Genomic DNA, 18,701 nt, shown 5'->3' with positions numbered 1-18,701 from the left:
AGGGCCCCCAGCCCGTGGAAGAGCAACCCCGGCACCACCGCCACCGGCACCGCCAGCGGCTTGAAGTCGGGGCGCTCCGGGGGCACCTGCCCCAACGTCTGCAGGGAGGGGCCGACCCGCGCCTGGAGGGGCGCATCCACCGGGACCTCCGGGCCGCCATCTCCACCTCGGGCCAGGCCCGGCGTCGAGAACAGCAGCACTCCACTCAGACACACGGCGCCCCACCGCGAGCGAAGGGGGAGCTCGGACACCATCGGCGACGCCTCTTTCTCCGTGAGGGACCGGCCGCCCCCGCCCGCCGGCAAGCGCAGGCGAGTCCGCTAGATAACCGCGCCGAGGCCCCGCGCGGCAGGCGCCCTGCGTGAAGAACTGTGAAGCCTCACACCTCGGCAACCCTGAAAAACTTCGCACAGAGTGCAATCTGGAACCGAGATTTTCCCCGGAAGGAAGGTATGCTCCTCCCCCGTGGCGGAAAACAGCCCTCAGCAATTCGGTAAATACGTCCTCCTCTCGAAGATCGCCGCGGGAGGCATGGCTGTCACCTACCGCGCGCGGATGACGGGCGCGGCGGGCGTCACCAAGCCCTGCGTCATCAAGCAGATCCTCCCGCACTTCGTCGACGATGCGGACTTCGTCGAGATGTTCATCGGCGAGGCGCGCGTGGTGGCCAGCATGAGCCACAGCAACATCGCGCAGATCTTCGACTTCGGTGAGGTGGACGGGCAGTACTTCATCGCCATGGAGCTGGTGCAGGGCCAGCCCCTGTCCAAGGTGCTGCGCCGCGCCCAGCGGATGGGCATGGGCTTCTTGCCGGAGTCCCTGGCGCTCCATGTGGCCAGCAAGCTCTGTGACGGCCTGGACTACGCGCACCGCCACGTGGGCGACGACGGGCAGACGCTGGGCCTGGTGCACCGCGACGTGTCCCCGGACAACGTCCTCATCTCCTATGAGGGCGAGGTCAAGGTCATCGACTTCGGCATCGCCAAGGTGACGAGCGCGGTGGAGGCGAAGACGTCTCCTGGCACCCTCAAGGGCAAGTACCCGTACTTCTCCCCGGAGCAGGCGCAGGGCCGGCAGGACCTGGACGCGCGCACCGACGTGTACGCCGCGGGCGTCGTCCTCTACGAGATGGTGTGCGGCAAGCGCCCCTATGAAGGGGAGTTCGTCACCGTCCTGCCCCGCATCCTCGTGGGCGACCGCCTGCCGCCGTCCGCTCACAACCCCACCCTCAGCGAGGACGTGGAGACGGTCATCTCCCACGCCCTGGCGCTGGACCGCGAGGCGCGCTACCAGACGGCGAAGGACCTGAGCGAGTCGCTGGTGGAGCTGCTCTACCGCGACAACCCGCGCTTCACCCCCACCCTGCTGTCGCAGCTCATGGCGCACCTCTTCGCGGAGGAGCTGACCGCCGAGGGCCGCCGGGTGGAGGTGTCCCCCGTCTTCCAGGAGCAGCTCGCCGCCTGGCAGACGGGCGTCACGGAAGCGACCCAGGGCCGCGCGCGGCTCCCGTCCAGCAACGCCCAGCGGGGCTCCAGCCCCGGCGTGCGCAGCCGCCCTGGCAGCGACAGCGGACGCCCCGGCAGCGACAGCGGACGCCCTGGCAGTGACAGCGGCCGGCCCGGCAGCGACAGCGGCCGCCCTGGCAGCGAGGCAGGCCGTCGCCCCGCGAGGAGCAACCCAGGGGTGCGCCGTCCCACGAGCAGCGGCATGCGGCGGGTGACCCAGTCCCAGCTGCCTCGCTCCGAGGGCGGCGCTCGCAGGACGTACACCGCCGAGCGCCCCGGCCCCCCCGTTCCGGAGCTGGGCGACGAGCCGAGCACCGACGCGGGCGAAGCGCCCCTCCCCACCCAGGCCACGCCGCACGACACCCCCATCGAAGTGCCCGCCGCCGAGGCCGAGGAGCCCACCACCCAGGCGCACCCGGTGGGAACCTGGAGTGGCAAGGGCTACCGCACCACCGTGGACGACGCCCGGGACGCGCTGGCGCGCGAAGAGGCCGCGCGCGTGGCGAAGGGGAAGGAGAAGGCGCGCATCGTGACGATGTCCGTCATCTATGCGGCCGCCGCGCTGCTCCTCGTCGGCGTGTTCTACAAGCTCGTCTTCGCGCGCGAGTCCACGTCCGACGACGCGTACGCCTCCACCACCACGCTGTGGCTCGCCTCCAAGCCCGCGGGCGCCACCGTGCGGCTCAACGACCAGGTGCTCAAGGGCGCCACGCCGCTGATGGTGGAGGTCAAGATTGGCGAGGCCAACACGCTGGCCCTGACGCTGCCCGGGCACCTGCCCTGGACGAAGCGCTTCACGCCCACGTCGAGCCTGGTGGAGCCGCTGACGGCGGAGCTGAAGCCCATCGCCGCGCCGCCACCGCCGCCGCCCGTCGAGGTGGCCGTGGCGGCGGCGCAGGAGGACGCGGGCGCCGCGCTGGTGGCGGACGCTCTGGAGGACGGTGGCGCGGGAGCCCCGGACGAGGACGCGGGCGCCGCGCTGGTGGCGGAGGCTGGCGGCGCCCCCCTGGAGGACGGTGGCGCGGGAGCCCCGGAGGAGGACGGCGGCGCGGCAACGGACGTAGCCGTCACCCAGGACGGGGCCGAGGAGGAGGACACGCCGCAGCGGACGATGCACGAGGTGGACTACCCCACGCGCGTGCTGGTGCTGCGCCCCCAGTACAACGCCGTCCCCCTGCCCGAATACAACACCGCCAGCATCGAGCTGAACCCCGGCACGACCTACTCGGTGTGGACGCAGGGCAACGCGTCCATGGCCGAAGGCCGACGCACCGCCTCCGGCACGCTGGCCTACCTCATCGAGGGCGACGGGCCGGTGGACAGCAGCTTCGGCCTGCTCGGCACGTCGACGCGCACCATCAAGGGCGCCCGCAAGCTCCACGTCTTCGCGCTGGATGACGGCGGGCCGGACGACAACAGCGGCTCCATCCGCATCAACGTCCGCCAGTCCGCCTACGTGCCGCCGCGCTCATTCACCTTTGACGCGAAGGAGCACGCGGTGCAACTGAAGCCCGAGCACCAAATCGTGCTGCGCGGCCTCAACCCGCGCTCCACCTACCTGCTCACCGTGCGTGACGACTTCGCGGAGCTGCGCCCCGGTGCCAACGGCCGCGTCCGCCAGGTGCTGTGCATGGAGCGCGGGCCGGCGCCCGAATCCGTGCGCGCCACCCACCGCGTCCTCGAGACCGGCAAGCGCTACCAGGTGAAGAACACGGAGGACCTGCACTGCACCTTCCCCGACCTCCAGGTGAGCGACAACAAGGGTGCCTTCGAGGTGGACATCGTCGACGTGACGGCCATGAGCCGCAAGGAGCGCGCGGAGGCCCTGAGGGGCTCAGGCCGCTCGGAGCGGTAGCGGCGCGGAGGCCCGGCTCGACAAGGACGGGAAAGGCACGTGGGCGCGGGGCCTGGGGGGCACCGGGCCCACGCGTCTTTCCTCGGGACGGACTCAGATGTCCAGGTTCTGCACGTCCAGGGCGTTGCGCTCGATGAACTCGCGCCGCGGCTCCACCGCCTCGCCCATCAGCAGCGAGAAGATTTCGTCGCTCTCCACCGCGTCCTCCACCCGCACCTGGAGCAGCGTGCGCGTGGCCGGGTTCATCGTCGTGTCCCAGAGCTGCTCCGGGTTCATCTCACCCAGGCCCTTGTAGCGCTGCAGGCCCAGGCCGCGCTGCGCGTCCTTGCGGACGGCGGCGAGCACCTCCTGCACCGAGAAGACGGTGATTTCTCCCGCGTCCACGCGGACCTTGTACGGCGGCTTGCCCAGCGCCACGAAGGCGTCGCGCAGCGCCGTCAGCTCCACGTACTCCGGCGACGACAGGAAGGCGTGGTCGAGCACCGTCTCCCGCATGGCGCCGTTCACGTCGGTGTGGAACACCAGCTTCTTGGTGTGGTGCTCGGGGTCCTGCACCAGCTCGTGGCGCACGCGGCCCAGCACGTCCGGCATGCGGCGCTCGAAGGTGGCGTAGGTGGCCTTCACCACCGTCTCCAGGGCGGCCTCGTCCGTCAGCGTCTCCGCCGACAGCCGCGCGCCCTGCACCAGCGCGTCCACCACGCGCGCGTCCCGGCGCTTGGCCTGCTTCTCCAGGCGCTCCTCGTACGTAATCACCTTCTCCAGCAGCGCCTTCAGCTCCGCGCCACCCAGCTCGCCCTCGGGCGTCAGCACCCGCGCGTGCTCGGAGGCAATCTTGAGCAGGTACTCGTTCAGCGCGGCCTCGTCCTTGACGTACTGGTCCTTCTTGTTGCGCGTGACTTTGTAGAGCGGCGGCTGCGCGATGTAGAGGTAGCCCTTCTGCAAGAGCTCCGGCATCTGCCGGAAGAAGAAGGTGAGCAGCAGCGTGCGGATGTGGCTGCCGTCCACGTCGGCGTCCGTCATCAGGATGATGCGGTGGTAGCGCGCCTTCTCCGGGTCGTAGTCCTCCGCGCCGATGCCCGTGCCCAGGGCCGTGATGAGCGTCACGATTTCGGCGCTGGTGAGCATCTTCTCGAAGCGGGCCTTCTCCACGTTGAGAATCTTGCCGCGCAGCGGGAGGATGGCCTGGTTGCGCCGGTCCCTCCCCTGCTTGGCGGAGCCACCTGCGGAGTCACCCTCCACGATGTAGAGCTCGCTCTCGTTCGGGTCGCGGCTCTGACAGTCCGCCAGCTTTCCGGGGAGCCCGCCGCCGTCCAGCACGCCCTTGCGGCGCACCGTCTCACGCGCCTTGCGCGCGGCCAGCCGCGCCCGGCACGCGTCGCCAATCTTCGCCACGACCTTCTTGGCGACCATGGGCGTCTCTTCCAGGAAGGAGCCGAGCTGGTCGTTCACCATCTGCTCGACCAGGCCCTTCACCTCGCTGTTGCCCAGCTTCGTCTTCGTCTGCCCCTCGAACTGGGGGTTGGTCAGCTTGATGGAGATGACGGCGGACAGGCCCTCACGCGCGTCCTCGCCGGTAGGCGTCTCCTTGAGGTCCTTCCAGAGGCTGCCCTTCTCCGCGTAGCTGTTGAGCGTGCGCGTCAGCGCCGCCTTGAAGCCGGACAGGTGGCTGCCACCCTCGTGGGTGTTGATGTTGTTCGCGAAGGTGTAGATGCGCTCGTCGTAGCCGTCATTCCACTGCATCGCGATGTCGAGCGTGACGCCCTCGCGCTCCGTGCTGAAGGCGATGGGCTTGTCGTGGAGCGTCTGCTTCGACTTGTTGAGGTACTCCACGAACGAGGAGATGCCGCCGTCGAACTTGAAGTCGTGCTCCTTGTTCGTGCGCTCGTCGCGGACGGTGATGTGCAGTCCGGCGTTGAGGAAGGCCAGCTCGCGCAGCCGCTGGCTGAGCGTGTCGAAGCTGAACTCCACCAGCTCCATCACCGTGGAGTCCGGCTTGAAGGCGATGTACGTGCCGCGCTTGTCGGTGGTGCCCACCTCGCGCGGCGGCGAGTCCGGGATGCCCTGCGCGTACGACTGCTCGTAGACAGTGCCGTTGCGCTGGACGCGGACCTTGAACCACTCCGAGAGGAAGTTGACGCAGGTGACGCCCACGCCGTGGAGGCCGCCGGAGACCTTGTACGCGCCGTTGCCGAACTTGCTGCCGGCGTGCAGCTCCGTGAGGACGACCTCCAGGGTGTCCTTGTTGGGGAACTTGGGGTGCGGGCCCACGGGGATGCCGCGCCCGTTGTCCTGTACGCTCAAGGAGCCATCCACGTGGATGACGACCTCGATGTCGGTGCAGTGCCCGGCCAGCGATTCATCCACCGCGTTGTCGACGACCTCGTACACGAGCTTGTGGAGCCCGTAGGTCATCGTGTCGCCGATGTACATGCCGGGGCGCTTCCGGACCGCCTCGCGGCCCTCGAGCTTGGTGATGCTGTCCGTCCCATACTCCACGGGCGGCGGAGCAACCGCCGAGCCGGTAGCGGGGGTCTTTTCCATGTGAAGCTGTCCTTGGGAAAAGGAGCCTTGCAACAGGTCCGTGCGTACCACTTCAAGGCACGTCGAACAAGGTTAACGAGGACTCGCAAGGCTGCGTAAACATTCGTGAAATCCGCCTGGCCGCCTGCCTGGGAGGCGGCCCCCGGAAACGGGGTGTTCAGGCGTCGAAGCGGGGCGGCGGGACGCGGTCCTCCAGCGCCGCGAACAGCTCGTCGAAAACAGCCTTGCGGGCGAAGAGATGCCGGGTGACGAGCACTCGGCCTTCCTCCTTGAGGAACAGGGCGAGCACGCTCCCCTTCCGGCCAATCCGGCGCACGTGGTCAATCTGCCCCCAGTGCAGGTCCAGCGCCTTCTGGCTGAAGGGCCGGGCCACGCGCACGCCCCGCGCGTCCACCGTGACGCCCCAGCCCGTGCGGGGCCGCAGGCGGTGGAAGGACACCAGGAAGGTCAACATCAGCCCCGCGGAGACGCCGGCGCGGGCCACGGCCTGGACACCCCCTGCGTCACGGGCCTCCGCCAGGGCCCAGGCGGTGAGGACGGCCAGCACGCAGGCCCCCACGAACAGGGAGATGCGGGTGGCGCGAGGGTCAAAGGCGAAGAAGCGCGGGCTGCTCATGAGTGCCCCCGCACCCTAATCCTCCCAGCGCGCGGGTGCGCGGTTTTGAGCGCCGCGTCTGTTCTCCGCCGGGCGGAGCGTGCCCTACGCTCCGGAGCCTCATGACGAATGCCGAGCTGTCCGCGCGCCTGCTGTCGAACGTCATCGCCTTCAAGCACCTTCAGCGGGAGCGGGGCGCGCTGCGGCACCTGGGCCTGCCGGGCGTGGACGCCTTCTGCCTGCCGGAGCACCCGGAGCACTCGCGGGCCCAGCAGGCCTTCTTCCACGACGCGGGGGCGCTGCGCGACGCCCTTCCCGCCCTGACGGACTTCTACCGGCGCCTGGACCTGCCCGGCTGGCGCGTGGTGCTGCCGCCCGGAGACACCGAGGCCCGGCGGGTGCTGGAGGCCGCCGGCTTCGGCCCCGACGCGGTCCGGACGGACGCCATGGGCCTGGCGCTGGGGGACGTGCCCGACGCCCCTCCGGACATCTCCCTGGAGGTCTCCGAAACGCAGGACGACATGGTCGCCATCAACCAGCGCACGTGGGGCCAGCTGGGGCGCCAGCTCGACGTCTGGCTGCGGCCGCCGCGGCTGCCCGTGCACACGCTGGTCGCGAAGGTGGCGGGCGTTCCCCTCGCATGTGGCATGGCCCGGGACGTGGGTGACACCGCGGGCATCTACATGGTGGCCACGGTGCCCGAGGCCCGGGGCCGGGGGCTGGCCGCGCAGGTGATGCGCGGGCTGCACCACCAGGCACGGGCACGGGGGATGACGGCCGCGGTGCTCCAGGCGACGCCGGAGGCGAAGCCCCTGTACCAGCGCCTGGGCTACCGGGACCTGGGCGCGTGGGAGACCTGGGGCCGCTCGGGCGCCTGAGTCAGCGCGGCGCCTCCAGCTCCGGGCCCACCTGCCTGCTTCACCCCGTCCGATGGCGGCTGACGGCGTCCAGGAGTGTGTCCACGTCCACGGGTTTGCGCAGGTGACCGCAAGCGCCAATCTCATCCGCGACCTGGCGCGCATTCGCTGACGCGGAGAAGACGAGCACCGGGATGTCCCGCCAGGGGGGCACCTGACGCATGGCCCGCGCGAACGCGCCTCCGTCCATGACGGGCATCATCATGTCCAGCAGGACGAGCCCCGGCAGCTCCGTGGCCGCGCCCAGCACCTCCAAGGCATGCTTGCCATTGCTGGCCCCCAGCACCGTGTAGCCCGCGTCACGAAGCACCTCCTCCAGTGCCTCGCGCAGGTCCGCGTCGTCATCCACCACCAGCAGCGGCCGGCTCACTCACGCCCCTCCTTCTCCAACGGCAAATCCAGGGTGAAGCACGCGCCACCCCCTTCGCGTGGCCCGGCCCAGGCCCGGCCCCCATGCGCTTCCGCGGAACGCCGGACCAGGTACAGCCCCAGCCCCAGGCCTCCGTAGGAGCGCGAGCTTACCGCCCGTCCGAAGCGTTCGAAGATGTGCTTCACCTGGTCCTCTGAAATTCCAATCCCTCTGTCATCCACCTGAACACGGGCCATGTGCCCCACGCGCGCGACAGCCACCTCCACCGGCTGCCCCGGCGCGAACTTGAGCGCGTTGGCGACCAGCGCCGCCACGGCCTGCTCCACCCGCTGGCGGTCCCAGCGGCCCCACAGGCCGGGCTCGGTCGTCAGGCGCACCTGGCTGCCCGCCGCCGCCGCTTCCGCGCCATGGCGCGCAACCACTTCGGCCACCACCTCCGCCAAATCGAAGCGCTCCAGCGACAGCACCACGTCCCCCGCGCCCAGCCGGGATACGTCCAGCAGGTCCTCCACCAACGATTCCAGCCGCAGCACCTGGCGCATGCTCCGCGCCAGCCGCGTCTCCACCGCGGGCGGCATGGCCCCCAGGCGCTCGCGGCTGGCGGGACCGAGCAGGGAGCCGAGCTGCAACCGCAGCGTCGTCAGCGGCGTGCGCAGCTCGTGCGCGGCCACCACGAGGAATTCGTCGCGCAGCCGCACCGCGTCCTGCACCTCGCGCAGCAAGCGGGCGTTCTCCAGGGCCACGCCCGCGCGCCGCGCCAGCTCCTGCGCCAGCGCCAGGTCCAACGGCCCCAGCGTGCGCGTGCCCTGGGTGAGCAGCGACAGCACCCCCATCGCCCCCGCGCGGCCCCGCAGCGGCACGTGCAGCACCGAGCGAAGCCCCAGCGCGTCCAGCGCCCGCTGGTGCTCCGGGTTGGAGGTGAGGGGCGCCGGCCGTGCCCTCACATCCACCACCAGCTCGGGCGCTCCGGTGGTGAACACGCGCAGCGGCCCCGTCTCCGCGGACGGAGCGAAGGTGAAGCGCCGGTCCAGGTCCCAGGCCCGCGCGCGGACGGACGCGTCCCCGTGCGCCACCGCGCTCAGCCGCAGGCCGCCGCGCCCCTCCTCGTGCAGGAAGAGGGCGCACGCGTCCGCCGCCCGCGGCACCGGCACCCAGGCCAGCCGCGACAGGCGCTCCTCCAGGTCGAGCGGCTCGACGAGCACCTCACTGGCCTGCGCCAACACCTCGCGGTCCAGCTCGGCCCGGGCCCGCTCCCCGCGGACCTTCGCCTCCGCCAGCTCACGCTCCACCGCCGCGCCCAGCCGCGTCAGCCGACCCTTGGCGAAGTAGTCCCGCGCGCCGGCCTTCATCGCCTCCACCGCCTCGTCCTCGCCGATGCTGCCGGACACGACGATGACGGGGATGTCCAGCCCCGTGGCCTTCAGCACCCGCAGCGCGTCCAGGGCCGTGAAGCGGGGCATGCAGAAGTCGGAGAGGATGATGTCCCAGGCCGCGCCCGTCAGCGCCGCCCGCAGCGCCTCCTCGGACTGGACGCGCAGGGACTCCGGGAGGAAGCCGGCGCGGCGCAGCTCGCGCAGCACCAACGTCTCGTCGTCCGGGTTGTCCTCCACCACCAGCACCCGCAGCGGTGTCATCCCGGAGCAGCCGATGGAAGGGAGATGAGGTGTTTGCCCGTGTACGCCATGTCGAATCCCACGCCGTTGCCCCGGGCACAGTAACGGGAACACCCCTCGCCCAACGTGGCGAAAAGCCCGCCGCACCCTCCCGAGCGCTGGCTGGTGAACGTCCGGGCATCGCCGCGCAGGTTTTCCAGGACCCCAGGGAGCAAGCGAGCGCCCCCGCGCCTTCATCGCCGCGGCAGACCTACTTCCAGGACAGCTCGTATTCGCTGTCGAGCAGTCCGACCTGGCGGCCCTGGACCCGGACCTCCCGCGCGCCCACCGCCTCCAGCACGCCGTGCAGCACGCCCTCGTGGTAGGCGGCGGGCATGAAGTCGCGCCGCATGATGAAGCGGGCGCTGGTCTCCCCCGTCCACAGCGGGTAGCGCTCACCGTAGGTCACCGCGGCGAGGTAGGCCTCTCCCAGCGACTGCAACAGCAACCGCGGCTTGCCGCTGGCCGTGCGCATCAGCTCCCGTCCGAATTCGGACGCCACGAAGTCCACCGTGGCCTGCGTTCCCATGCGCCGCAGCACGCCCTCGAAGCCCTCCAGCTGCGGGGCCAACAGCCGCGCCGCCGTGGACGACATCCGGAGGAACCGGGTGATGGGGTACATGTGGAGGAGGTTGATTTCCCAGATGCCGGCCACGCCCTTGCAGCGGGCCACGGCGCCTTCGCCTCCCAGGAACCCAACGACGTCCAGCGTGCCCTGGAAGAACATTCCACGCGCCATGTCGTCGTCAGTGGCCGCCAGACGCCGCAACTCCAGCTCCCAGGCCGCGCCACCACCCGCGCTCGATTCGTAACCCGCGTACATGCGCATCTCCCCGAGGGGCCCTTCCAGGGTGCCTGGGGAACACACCGCTACCGCACCTCGCGGATGTTTCCGGGCTCCCAGGATTCCCCCCACTTCCGGGAAGCCAACAATCGCATATTTTTCCGGTACTGTCGAATCAAACCCGGTTCGCCCCGCGGGCCGAGAGGAGCATCCGCCAGCCAACGCATGGGGACGGCTGCCCCAGGCCGGGCTCAGCCCGCAATCAGGGAGGCCTGGGCGGCGGCCACGGCGGCGCCGGGCTCCGAGCGGTGGCCGGCGGCGATGAGCGCGCGCTCCAGGGCGCCCACCGTGGCGAGGACGTCCGCGGGCCCCACGCGGTTCATGTGGCCCACGCGGAAGTAGCGCGCCTTCAGGTCCGGGTGGAGGCCGCCGGCGACGACGACGCCCTGCCCCTTCACTCCGCCCACCAGCGCCGCGTCCACGCCGTCCGGGTAGTACACGGCGCTCAGCGTGTGGGCGGCCACGGCGTCGGAGGTGGGCAGCAGGCGCAGGCCCATGGCCTTCCACGCCGCGCGGAAGGCGCGCGCCATGCGCTGGTGCCGGGCGAAGCGGGCGTCCATGCCCTCGGCCAGAATCTGCCCCAGGCTCACGTCCAGCGCGGCGACGAGGTTCACCGGCGGGGTGGCGAAGTAGGCCGGCTTGCCCGCCTCGTACGCCTCCATGATGGGCAGCCACTCCGCGAAGTCCGCGTAGACGCTGGCCACCGGCGCCTTGCGCTTGCGCCACGCCTCCATGGCTCGCGGGCCCACGGTGAGCAGCGCCAGGCCGGGAGGAACCCCCACCGCCTTCTGGCTGGCCGTGAGGTACACGTCCGCCTCCCACGCGTCCTGGTGGAAGGCCTCCGCCGCGGTGGCGCACACGCCGTCCACCACCGACAGCACGCCGTGCTTGCGCGCGGTTCGCACCAGCGCCTCCGCGGGGGCGAGCACGCCGGTGGACGTGTCCACGTGGGTGACGGACAGCACCTTGAAGCCGCCCTTCGACAGGTGCGTCTCCACCTCGTCCAGGGAGGGCACGTCTCCCGGCGCGGCGCGCACGTGCGTCACCTGGGCGCCGTGGCGCTCGAGAATCTTCGCCATCCGGTCGCTGAAATAGCCGGTGTTCACCACCAGGGCCGCGTCCCCGGGCTCCACCAGGTTGGCCACCGCCAGCTCCATGGCCAGCGTGCCGGAGCCGGACACCACGAAGGGCTGCGCGGAGGGCGCCAGGCACACCTCGCGGAGCCGCTTCAGGGCCCGGCCGAAGACGGCGATGAAGGCGGGGTCCGTGTGGCTGAGGGTGGGAGCGCCCAGCGCCTGGAGCACCTCGGGCTCGAACTCCACCGGCCCCGGAATCATCAGCAAGTCTCTCACGGCGTCACCGCTCCTCTCGCGCAGCCGGCGCGAGCGGAGGTGCCCGCGGCCCGGGCCGACTGTGGCGGTCCCCGGCCGCGCTGTCCACGCACATGTGCTCCGCCTCAGAGGCGGACGAGCAGCTCGCGGAGAATGGCGAAGCCCTGCCGGAAGTCCTCCAGCCGGGCCTGCTCATTGGGGGCGTGGTAGTACTGCATGTCCCCGAAGCCCGTAATCTGCACGTCGCAGCCCTGGCGTTGCAGGTCCCTCACGAGCGGCAACGAGCCGGTGAGCGAGAAGGGCGTGGCCGCCGCACCGCGCACCACCTGCATGGCCTCCTTCAGCGCGCGCAGGCCCTCCGAGTCCAGCCGGCAGGCGATGCCCTCGGTCCCCTCCCCCAGGAAGCGGAACGCCAGCTCACCGCGCTTGCCGCCGGCCGTGCGCGTGCGCGGGAAGTGCGCGGGGGCGTCGTCGCGCGCCAGCCGGGCGTCGAGCTCCGCCATGAAGTCCGTCACCGCCTTCTGCACCTCCGCCAAATCGTAGAAGGGCGTGAGGCGGATGTCGCCGCGCAGGACGACGTCGGCGGGCACCTTCGTCTCCTTGGTGTTGGGCGCCTCCACCACGGTGGCCTTGAGGCTGGAGGACGACAGGAAGCCCCAGCGCTGCTCGTCCTCCGTGGGCGGGAAGCGCTCGTGGAAGAAGCGCGCCAGCTCCAGCGACGCGGCCATGCCCAGCTCCAGCGCGTTGACGCAGTTCTGCGGCATGCCGGAGTGGCCGCCCACGCCCGTCACCTTCAGCTCCCACAGCGACACGCCCGCGGTGCCCAGCGTGGGGCCGAAGTTGGCGCTGTCCAGCCAGTACACCGGCTGGCCGTCCAGCGGCTTGAGCAGCCCCTGCTCGGCCACGTAGTTGAGGCCCAGGCCCGGCAGCTCCGAGGACTCCTCGTTGGAGATGAGCACCACCTTCAACGTGCGGCTGGGGCGCACCTTGCGCTCGGCCAGCTGGGCCAGCAGGTCCGTGAGCACGGCGACGTGTCCCAGGCAGTCGGTGACGCCGCGCCCGTAGAGCACGCCGCCGGGGCCTTGCCACAGCTCGAAGGGGCTGCGCTCCCAGCCCTCCGCCTGTCGGTCCGCGGGGACGACGTCGAAGTGCGCGCCGACGAAGCCGATGGCGCCTTCCCCCTCGCCCGGCACGGTGAGCACCAGGCAGGGACGCGACGCCTGGCCCGGGCCCGCCACGGACTCCGCCTGGATGAAGCCGCTCTCGATGTGCGGCGCCAGGGCGTCCAGCACCACCTGCGCGGCGAGCCGCTCCTCGGGCACCAGCCCCGCGCCAGGGTTGTTCTGCAGCTTCGGAGTCAGGGCGATGAGCCGCCGGAGCACGTCGAGGAAGCGGTCCTCACGCAGGGCAAGAGCTTTCATGAAACGGATTGGAGCCCAGGCGCGCGGTGGAAGTCACCGGAAACGAACAAGCGCCTCGGCCAGGACAGGCGCTGACGTGGAGCGGTGGACGAAGTGGCCGGCGCGGCCCGGGTGACGCGGCGCTCCACGGCCGGCACTGGTGCGGCGCCGGGTCCGTCCGCATCTTGGAGGCACCATGCCAAAGACGTCACCGCCGAAACCGCCGCGCGCGCTGTTCATCCGGGACTGGGCGCCCGCGTCCCCCGAACCACGGCCCGAGAAGGAAGCGCAGGTGACCACGATGGCGGTGGGTGAAGAGACGGGCGACGGCGGTGAGCTCCAACGCTGAGGACGCCCGTGACACGGACAGGCACGGTGGTGCTGCTGGGTGCGCGAGGCGACGCCCACGTCCAGGAGGTGGCGCGCCGGCTCCGGGCCGAGGACGTGGACACGGTGGTGGTGGACACGCGGGCCTTCCCCGAGCAGACGCGGCTGTCGCTCACCGAGTCGCTGGACGGCATCATCGTGGACGGACGTGAGGTGGGGCGGCCGTCCGCCGTGTACCTGCGCGGCCTGCATGCGCACCCAATGGCCTTCGGGGTGGATGCCCAGGAGGCCATGGACGCGGACTGGCGCACCACGCTCACCGCGTTCCGCGAGAAGAGCGCGCTGCTCCTGGGACTGCTGGGTCGCTGGGAGCGGCTGGGCGTGCCGCTCTACAACCCGCCCTCTTCGGACGGGTGCATGCACAAGCCCGCGCAGCTCGCCGCGCTCCAGGCCGAGGGGCTCCCCGTGCCCCGGACGCTGTGGACGAATGACGCGGAGGCGGTGCGCCGCTTCGCCCGGGAAGGGCGCGTGGCCTACAAGCCCGTGGTGGGCGGCGCGGCGACGCGGGAGCTGAGTGAAGCGGACCTCACGGATGAACGCCTCGCGGCGCTCTCCGCCGCGCCCGTCACCTTCCAGGAGCTGCTGCCGGGTGAGAGCCTGCGCGTGTACGTGCTGGACGGCGCCGTCATCGCGAGCCTGCGCATCGTCTCGTCGTCGCTGGACTTCCGGCAGCACGAGGAGCGCATCGAGCAGGTGACGCTGCCGCCCGAGGTGGCGCGCGACTGCGTGAGGGCGTGCGAGGTGCTGGGCCTGCGCTGGACGGGGATGGACTTGAAGCGGGACGCGGACGGGGTGCCGCGCATCCTGGAGCTGAACGGCTCGGCGATGTTCCTGGGCTTCGACGCGCGCGGCGGCACGGACGTTGCGGGGCACCTGACGCGCGCGCTGGCGCGGCACGCACGCGGCGGGTAGCTCAGCGACGGCCGAGGAACTGCGGGTCGGCCCAGTCCCAGAGCCGCTCCGGGTGTTCATCCACGTCGAGCGGGAGGCTGTTCCACCGGTACACCGCGCGCGAGCTGGCGCCGTGGACATGGAGGACCAGGCTCAGCACGGCCAGCACCGCGAAGGTGGCCGTCAGGCCGCGCCGGGCCTCGGGGCCCCTCCACTGGAGCGCGCGCACCACGGGGACGAGGAAGAAGACGAGGTAGGGCACCATATCCGAGAAGAAGCGCGGACCATACGAGTGTCCTGCCCACCAGTGCGGGAAGGTGGAGATGGCGGCCCAGTGCAGCGCCACCACCGCGACCAGCGCGGCATGCAGCCGGGTGAAGGTCCGGGCGCGCACGTCCATCCCAAGGCCCCACGCGCTCATGAGGAGCACGGGGGTGAACACGAGCAGCCCGCGCGCGGGAGACACGAGGTTGCCGGCCAGGGCCTCGGCCACGCGAGCGGCGGACAGCTCCAGGCGCTGCGGTTCGTAATAGGGCGCCAGCACGGAGCCGTAGTGGACGAGGTTCACCGTCACCCACGGAATGGCCACGGCGAGCGCGCCCGCGAAGAACTTCCAGGCCTGACGCGGATGGGTCCACGGCACGTAGAGCGACAGCACCAGCACGGAGAGGCTGTTGGTGGGCCGCATGACGTAGGCGAGCGCCAGGGCGATGCCCGCCCAGGCCAGGTGACGCGGGGCCTCGCGCGCGCGGATGAGGCAGAGGAGCACCCCGGTGAGGCACAGCAGCGAAGGGCCGTGCTGCCACAGGGCGCGGCTGGCGGTGGAGAGCAGCGGCGTGCAGAAGACGAAGACGGCGGCGAGCAGCAGCGCGCGTTGGCGGGACAGGTGCAGCGCGGTGCCCAGCACGAACATGACGACGCCAGCGAGCGCGGTCAGCGCGGAGGCGAAGAGGCGCTGCGGGCCATTCCACGCATCCAGGTCCACGCGGCCGGTGGCGTCATAGATGTGACGCCAGTGCGCCAGGGGCTTCGCCAGGGATGGATGCAGCGTGCCCACGGGCGTGGCGAGGCGCACGAAGCCATCCACCAGCACGACCATGGGCACCGCGGCCAGGGAAGGCCCCAGGGGGAAGTAGTTGTAGAGGTGGCCGTCGCGCTCGTAGAGGCCGTGGCGGTAGGACTCGAAGGTGGGGGCGTATTCGTCCAGGTCGAGGTTCCCTTCACGCAGCAGTGACAGCGTGGTGGGGAGCGTCAGCTTGGAGTCGAAGGGCGTGTAGACGGGGAACGCCGCCAGCGCCGCGAAGAAGCCCACGAAGAGCAGCACCCGCCCCGCCCAGAGGCGAGACGTGGAGCGCGCGGGCGCGGAAGCCACAGGGGTGGAGACGGCGGATGAGCTCATCGCGGCGGGCCAACCTCGCGCGCTCCGGCAGCGGCGCGTGGGAGGGCCGCCGTCTTAGTGCCTTGGGGGCGTGAAAGCCACAATCCCAGGATGCACGATCTCCTCCTACTATCATCGCGGATGATCTGCCGCTGGAGGCGCAGCACGTGAGGTTCTTCGAGGTTCTCGAGGATGAAGCCACGAGGCACTCGGGCCGTATCGACGGCGTGAGCCCCTGGTGCATCCCGAGCATCGACTGCACCCTCTGTGGCGGCTACGGCGGCCTCGGAGAGGCCTACCCCACCGTGGACCTCTCGCGTTTCGCACACCGTGCCCTGCTGGAAGAGCCGCGGAGTCAACAAGCCCTGTCACTGGAGGCATACCAGCAACTGTGCGAGCACCTGCGGCCGTGGGTCCCCCGAGGTGCCCCCTTGGAGCCCGGCACACAATTGGGGCCTGTCGCCGGCAAGGCCAAGGGCCGATTTGGGGACTTCTACTTCCAGGCGCCCTGGGCTCCGTGGATCCGAATCTCAGCCCTGGAGAAACTTCACGCGGCCGGCGTGAGAGGCCTGCATGGCGCGCCAGGAGAATTGGGCTATCGCGGACAGCCAGCACCGCCCCTGCACTGCCTGGAGGTCCTCGCCCACGGAGCGTTGCATCCCTCCAGCCACGCTCCGGACTGGCAGGAGCCCTGTCCCCGGTGTGGCAGCCACCGGAACGGCTACCCAGCTGAGTCCGCCGTGCTGGCCGCGAGCACGCTGCCCGAGGACATCGACCTCTTCCGCCTTCGGGACTTCAAGACGATCATCGTCGCTAGCGAGCGCTTCGTCGCAGCCGTGAAGCAGCTTCAACTCAGCGACATCGCGTTCCGCGAGCTTTCCGTCCACCCAGACTAGGGCTGCGCCGCGGGCGCCTCTGGCCGAGGCTCCATGCCCTCTGGGCCTGCCCCAAAGCCAGGGGCAGCCCTCCCGTGGGAGCACAACAGGGGCGTGCCAAGGCGCTTGCCCGCCACATCCCCATACCCGCCCACAAGAGCGCCACTCGACAGTGTTGGGGCGACAGGCACACTGGCTCATCATTGACAGCCTGGGGGCGACTCATCTTGAGGAGAGGCGTGAGGTCGACCATCATCGGCGCCTGCTCGGCATGCTTGGCAAGCGACCTCGCCCGGCCCGCCAGCGAGCACGCGAAGGACCATGGCTGACCATGTGGGCATTCCGTCCGGACCCGAGCCCGCGCTGGGACCTCCTGGAGGACGCGTTCGATGAAGCGCGCTACCAGTGGCAGCAGCGTGCGTTCTTCTTCGAGTCGGCGACGCTCCTGCCTGGACAGGTCGCGGAGCTTCACGAGGAGCGGCTCCGCGCCTTCATCGACATGCTGGCGCACAGCTCCCCGCGGGTGGCCGAGCGGCTGCTACTTCCCAATTTCCAGGAAGAGGACCGGGAATGCGTTGGCGTGGCGGCCATGGCCCTGCTCGCGAGCGAGCCGCCTCAAGGCCTGACGGCGGTGCTGAAGGAACTGCGGGACGCCGCGCCAGAACGACAGGGCTGGGTGGCCGAGGCCCTGGCGCTCAGTGAACGCCCCGGTCTGGCCTGCCCTCTTGCCTCGCTGCTCAGCCCCAAGGCGCCGCCCGAAGTCCAGGCGTCAACGCTGGAGGCCCTGCTTCTCCAAGGACACCCCCCTGGAGAAGCCGTGCTGACGGAGGCCCTGGCGCATCCAGGGCCCGGGGTTCGGCTGGCCGCGCTGCGAGCCGCGCGGCGCTGGCCACGAGACGCGGAGGCGGGGCGCGTGCGGCAGGGGTTGGCGTCGGGTGCCCCCGAGCTCCGCGCGGCGGCGCTGGAAGCAGGACTGGTCCAGGCGCAGCGCCCGGCCTGGCAGGCCTGCCAAGCGGCGGCGGAGGCTCCGGATGTGATGGGGCGCACCGCGCGGCTGATGCTCGCACTGGGAGGAGAGGACGAGGACATCTCCCGGTTGGTGAAGCTCCTGGCATCAGCGCCAGCGCTGAGGCCTGACACCCTGTGGGCGCTGGGCTTCTCCGGACGGCGCATCGCCGCCGAGGCCTGCCTTCCCTGGCTGGAGGACCCCCTGCTGGGAGGTCTGGCCGCGGAGGCGTTCTGCGCCATCACCGGTCTGGTGCTGAAAGACGGCCTGCGCCGGGAGCGTGAAGAGGAGGATGACCCGCTGCCGCCATTGGACGAGGACCTCCGCACGCCCGTCACCCCCGGACCCGAGGATGCGCTCCCGCTTGCTCGCGCCTCCGAGGTGGAGCGCTGGTGGAGCGAGGCGCGCAAGCACCTCCGACCCGACTCACGCGTCTTGGACGGCCGGCCGTTCACGGCCGCGAGCCTCGTCGAAGCGCTGGAGACGCTGCCCATGCGGCGACGTCCCCCGCTGGCGCTGGAGCTGGCCATCCGCACCGGCGGACAATACGCAGTAGAACCCCGCGGGTGGTTGCATGTGCAACGCCGGCAAGCGGCGGAGGCTCGATGCTGGAGCGGTGGGGCCTCCCTGCGGCCCTTCGCCACCTGGATGAGCCGCTGAGAAACGAGTTGGAGGCGGGAGATGGGCAATACCGTTGGCGTGAACAAGATGTCCGTGGTGACGAAGGCCAGCAATGGCACCACGGTGGCCTTTCCCGACGTGTGCAAGACGCCCAGTCCGGCGGGGCCCATCCCCATTCCCTATCCCAATGTCGCGCGCTCGGCGGACACGGCCCAGGGCAGCAGCACCGTCTCCGTGGAGGGCAATCCAGCCTGCCTGAAGGACTCGAACTTCAGCACGAGCACCGGAGACGAGGCCGGCACGGCCGGTGGCGGCGTGGCCTCCGGGAAGACGAAGGGCAAGGCGGAGTTCGTCAACTACTCCTTCGACGTGAAGTTCGAAGGGAAGAACGTGGCGCGAGCCTTCGACTTGATGCTGCATAACGACAAGAACACGCCGCCCTTTCCGCTCATCCAGCCCCCCGTGGTGGCGGTGGGGAAGGAAGCTGGACAACCGTGCTGCCTCATCTGCAAGGAGCAGGTGGAGTAGCTGGA

At 70.8% G+C, this 18,701-nt stretch carries 15 protein-coding genes and 1 pseudogene; 7 read left to right on the top strand and 9 right to left on the bottom strand.

Annotation, left to right across the window (positions count from 1 at the left end):
• Positions 1–254: pseudogene (locus tag G4D87_RS07635) on the bottom strand (hypothetical protein); the annotation flags it as partial.
• 211 nt (positions 255–465) lie between these two features.
• On the opposite strand from G4D87_RS07635, the gene G4D87_RS07630 reads away from it, so the two are divergent.
• A complete protein-coding gene (locus G4D87_RS07630) occupies positions 466–3,360 on the top strand; it encodes a protein kinase domain-containing protein (protein WP_163780429.1) in 2,895 nt (964 codons plus the stop codon).
• A gap of 93 nt (positions 3,361–3,453) precedes the next feature.
• Here the strand turns inward: G4D87_RS07630 and gyrB are convergent, their stop codons facing one another.
• Both gyrB and G4D87_RS07620 read right to left on the bottom strand, forming a co-directional pair.
• Complete coding sequence (gene gyrB, locus G4D87_RS07625; RefSeq protein WP_163780427.1) at positions 3,454–5,901, bottom strand: DNA topoisomerase (ATP-hydrolyzing) subunit B; 2,448 nt, start codon at positions 5,899–5,901, stop codon at positions 3,454–3,456.
• A 157-nt stretch (positions 5,902–6,058) separates the two neighbouring features.
• Complete coding sequence (locus tag G4D87_RS07620; protein ID WP_163780425.1) at positions 6,059–6,517, bottom strand: hypothetical protein; 459 nt, start codon at positions 6,515–6,517, stop codon at positions 6,059–6,061.
• 101 nt (positions 6,518–6,618) lie between these two features.
• Between G4D87_RS07620 and G4D87_RS07615 the strand changes: the two genes are divergently transcribed.
• Entirely contained in the window at positions 6,619–7,374 is a 756-nt protein-coding gene (locus tag G4D87_RS07615) for a GNAT family N-acetyltransferase (protein ID WP_240358086.1), read from the top strand.
• 40 nt (positions 7,375–7,414) lie between these two features.
• Here G4D87_RS07615 and G4D87_RS07610 read toward each other — a convergent pair whose 3' ends face one another.
• The 5 genes from G4D87_RS07610 to G4D87_RS07590 all read right to left on the bottom strand — a co-directional run bounded on the left by G4D87_RS07610 (position 7,415) and on the right by G4D87_RS07590 (position 13,031).
• Positions 7,415–7,783: a response regulator gene (locus G4D87_RS07610; protein ID WP_163780421.1), complete on the bottom strand. Its 369-nt coding sequence runs from the start codon at positions 7,781–7,783 to the stop codon at positions 7,415–7,417.
• Positions 7,780–9,417, bottom strand: a complete 1,638-nt coding sequence (locus G4D87_RS07605) for an ATP-binding response regulator (protein ID WP_163780419.1) — start codon at positions 9,415–9,417, stop codon at positions 7,780–7,782. Before G4D87_RS07605 ends, G4D87_RS07610 begins: the two co-directional genes overlap by 4 nt.
• 229 nt (positions 9,418–9,646) lie before the next feature.
• Complete coding sequence (locus G4D87_RS07600; RefSeq protein WP_163780417.1) at positions 9,647–10,258, bottom strand: DUF2378 family protein; 612 nt, start codon at positions 10,256–10,258, stop codon at positions 9,647–9,649.
• A gap of 212 nt (positions 10,259–10,470) precedes the next feature.
• Positions 10,471–11,631, bottom strand: coding sequence for a pyridoxal-phosphate-dependent aminotransferase family protein (locus G4D87_RS07595; protein WP_163780416.1), 1,161 nt, complete (start codon positions 11,629–11,631; stop codon positions 10,471–10,473).
• A gap of 104 nt (positions 11,632–11,735) precedes the next feature.
• Positions 11,736–13,031, bottom strand: coding sequence for a M20/M25/M40 family metallo-hydrolase (locus G4D87_RS07590; protein ID WP_163780414.1), 1,296 nt, complete (start codon positions 13,029–13,031; stop codon positions 11,736–11,738).
• A gap of 175 nt (positions 13,032–13,206) precedes the next feature.
• Between G4D87_RS07590 and G4D87_RS07585 the strand changes: the two genes are divergently transcribed.
• Together G4D87_RS07585 and G4D87_RS07580 are read left to right on the top strand one after the other, a co-directional pair.
• A complete protein-coding gene (locus G4D87_RS07585) occupies positions 13,207–13,359 on the top strand; it encodes a hypothetical protein (protein ID WP_163780412.1) in 153 nt (50 codons plus the stop codon).
• Between the two features lie 8 nt (positions 13,360–13,367).
• Positions 13,368–14,309, top strand: a complete 942-nt coding sequence (locus G4D87_RS07580) for an ATP-grasp domain-containing protein (protein WP_240358085.1) — start codon at positions 13,368–13,370, stop codon at positions 14,307–14,309.
• A 1-nt stretch (position 14,310) separates the two neighbouring features.
• Here G4D87_RS07580 and G4D87_RS07575 read toward each other — a convergent pair whose 3' ends face one another.
• A complete protein-coding gene (locus tag G4D87_RS07575; protein WP_163780410.1) occupies positions 14,311–15,687 on the bottom strand; it encodes a glycosyltransferase family protein in 1,377 nt (458 codons plus the stop codon).
• 146 nt (positions 15,688–15,833) lie between these two features.
• On the opposite strand from G4D87_RS07575, the gene sitI6 reads away from it, so the two are divergent.
• The 3 genes from sitI6 to G4D87_RS07560 all read left to right on the top strand — a co-directional run bounded on the left by sitI6 (position 15,834) and on the right by G4D87_RS07560 (position 18,696).
• Positions 15,834–16,562, top strand: a complete 729-nt coding sequence (gene sitI6, locus G4D87_RS07570) for a SitI6 family double-CXXCG motif immunity protein (protein WP_163780408.1) — start codon at positions 15,834–15,836, stop codon at positions 16,560–16,562.
• Between the two features lie 310 nt (positions 16,563–16,872).
• Positions 16,873–18,207: a TIGR02270 family protein gene (locus G4D87_RS07565; RefSeq protein ID WP_163780406.1), complete on the top strand. Its 1,335-nt coding sequence runs from the start codon at positions 16,873–16,875 to the stop codon at positions 18,205–18,207.
• Between the two features lie 21 nt (positions 18,208–18,228).
• Complete coding sequence (locus G4D87_RS07560; RefSeq protein WP_163780404.1) at positions 18,229–18,696, top strand: DUF4150 domain-containing protein; 468 nt, start codon at positions 18,229–18,231, stop codon at positions 18,694–18,696.
• Positions 18,697–18,701: the final 5 nt, after the last annotated feature.

Source organism: Myxococcus vastator (genome assembly GCF_010894475.1).
Classification (GTDB): Bacteria; Myxococcota; Myxococcia; order Myxococcales; family Myxococcaceae; genus Myxococcus; species Myxococcus vastator.
The sequence above is the reverse complement of the archived record's forward strand: the minus strand, read 5'-3'. Positions and strand labels throughout refer to the sequence as shown.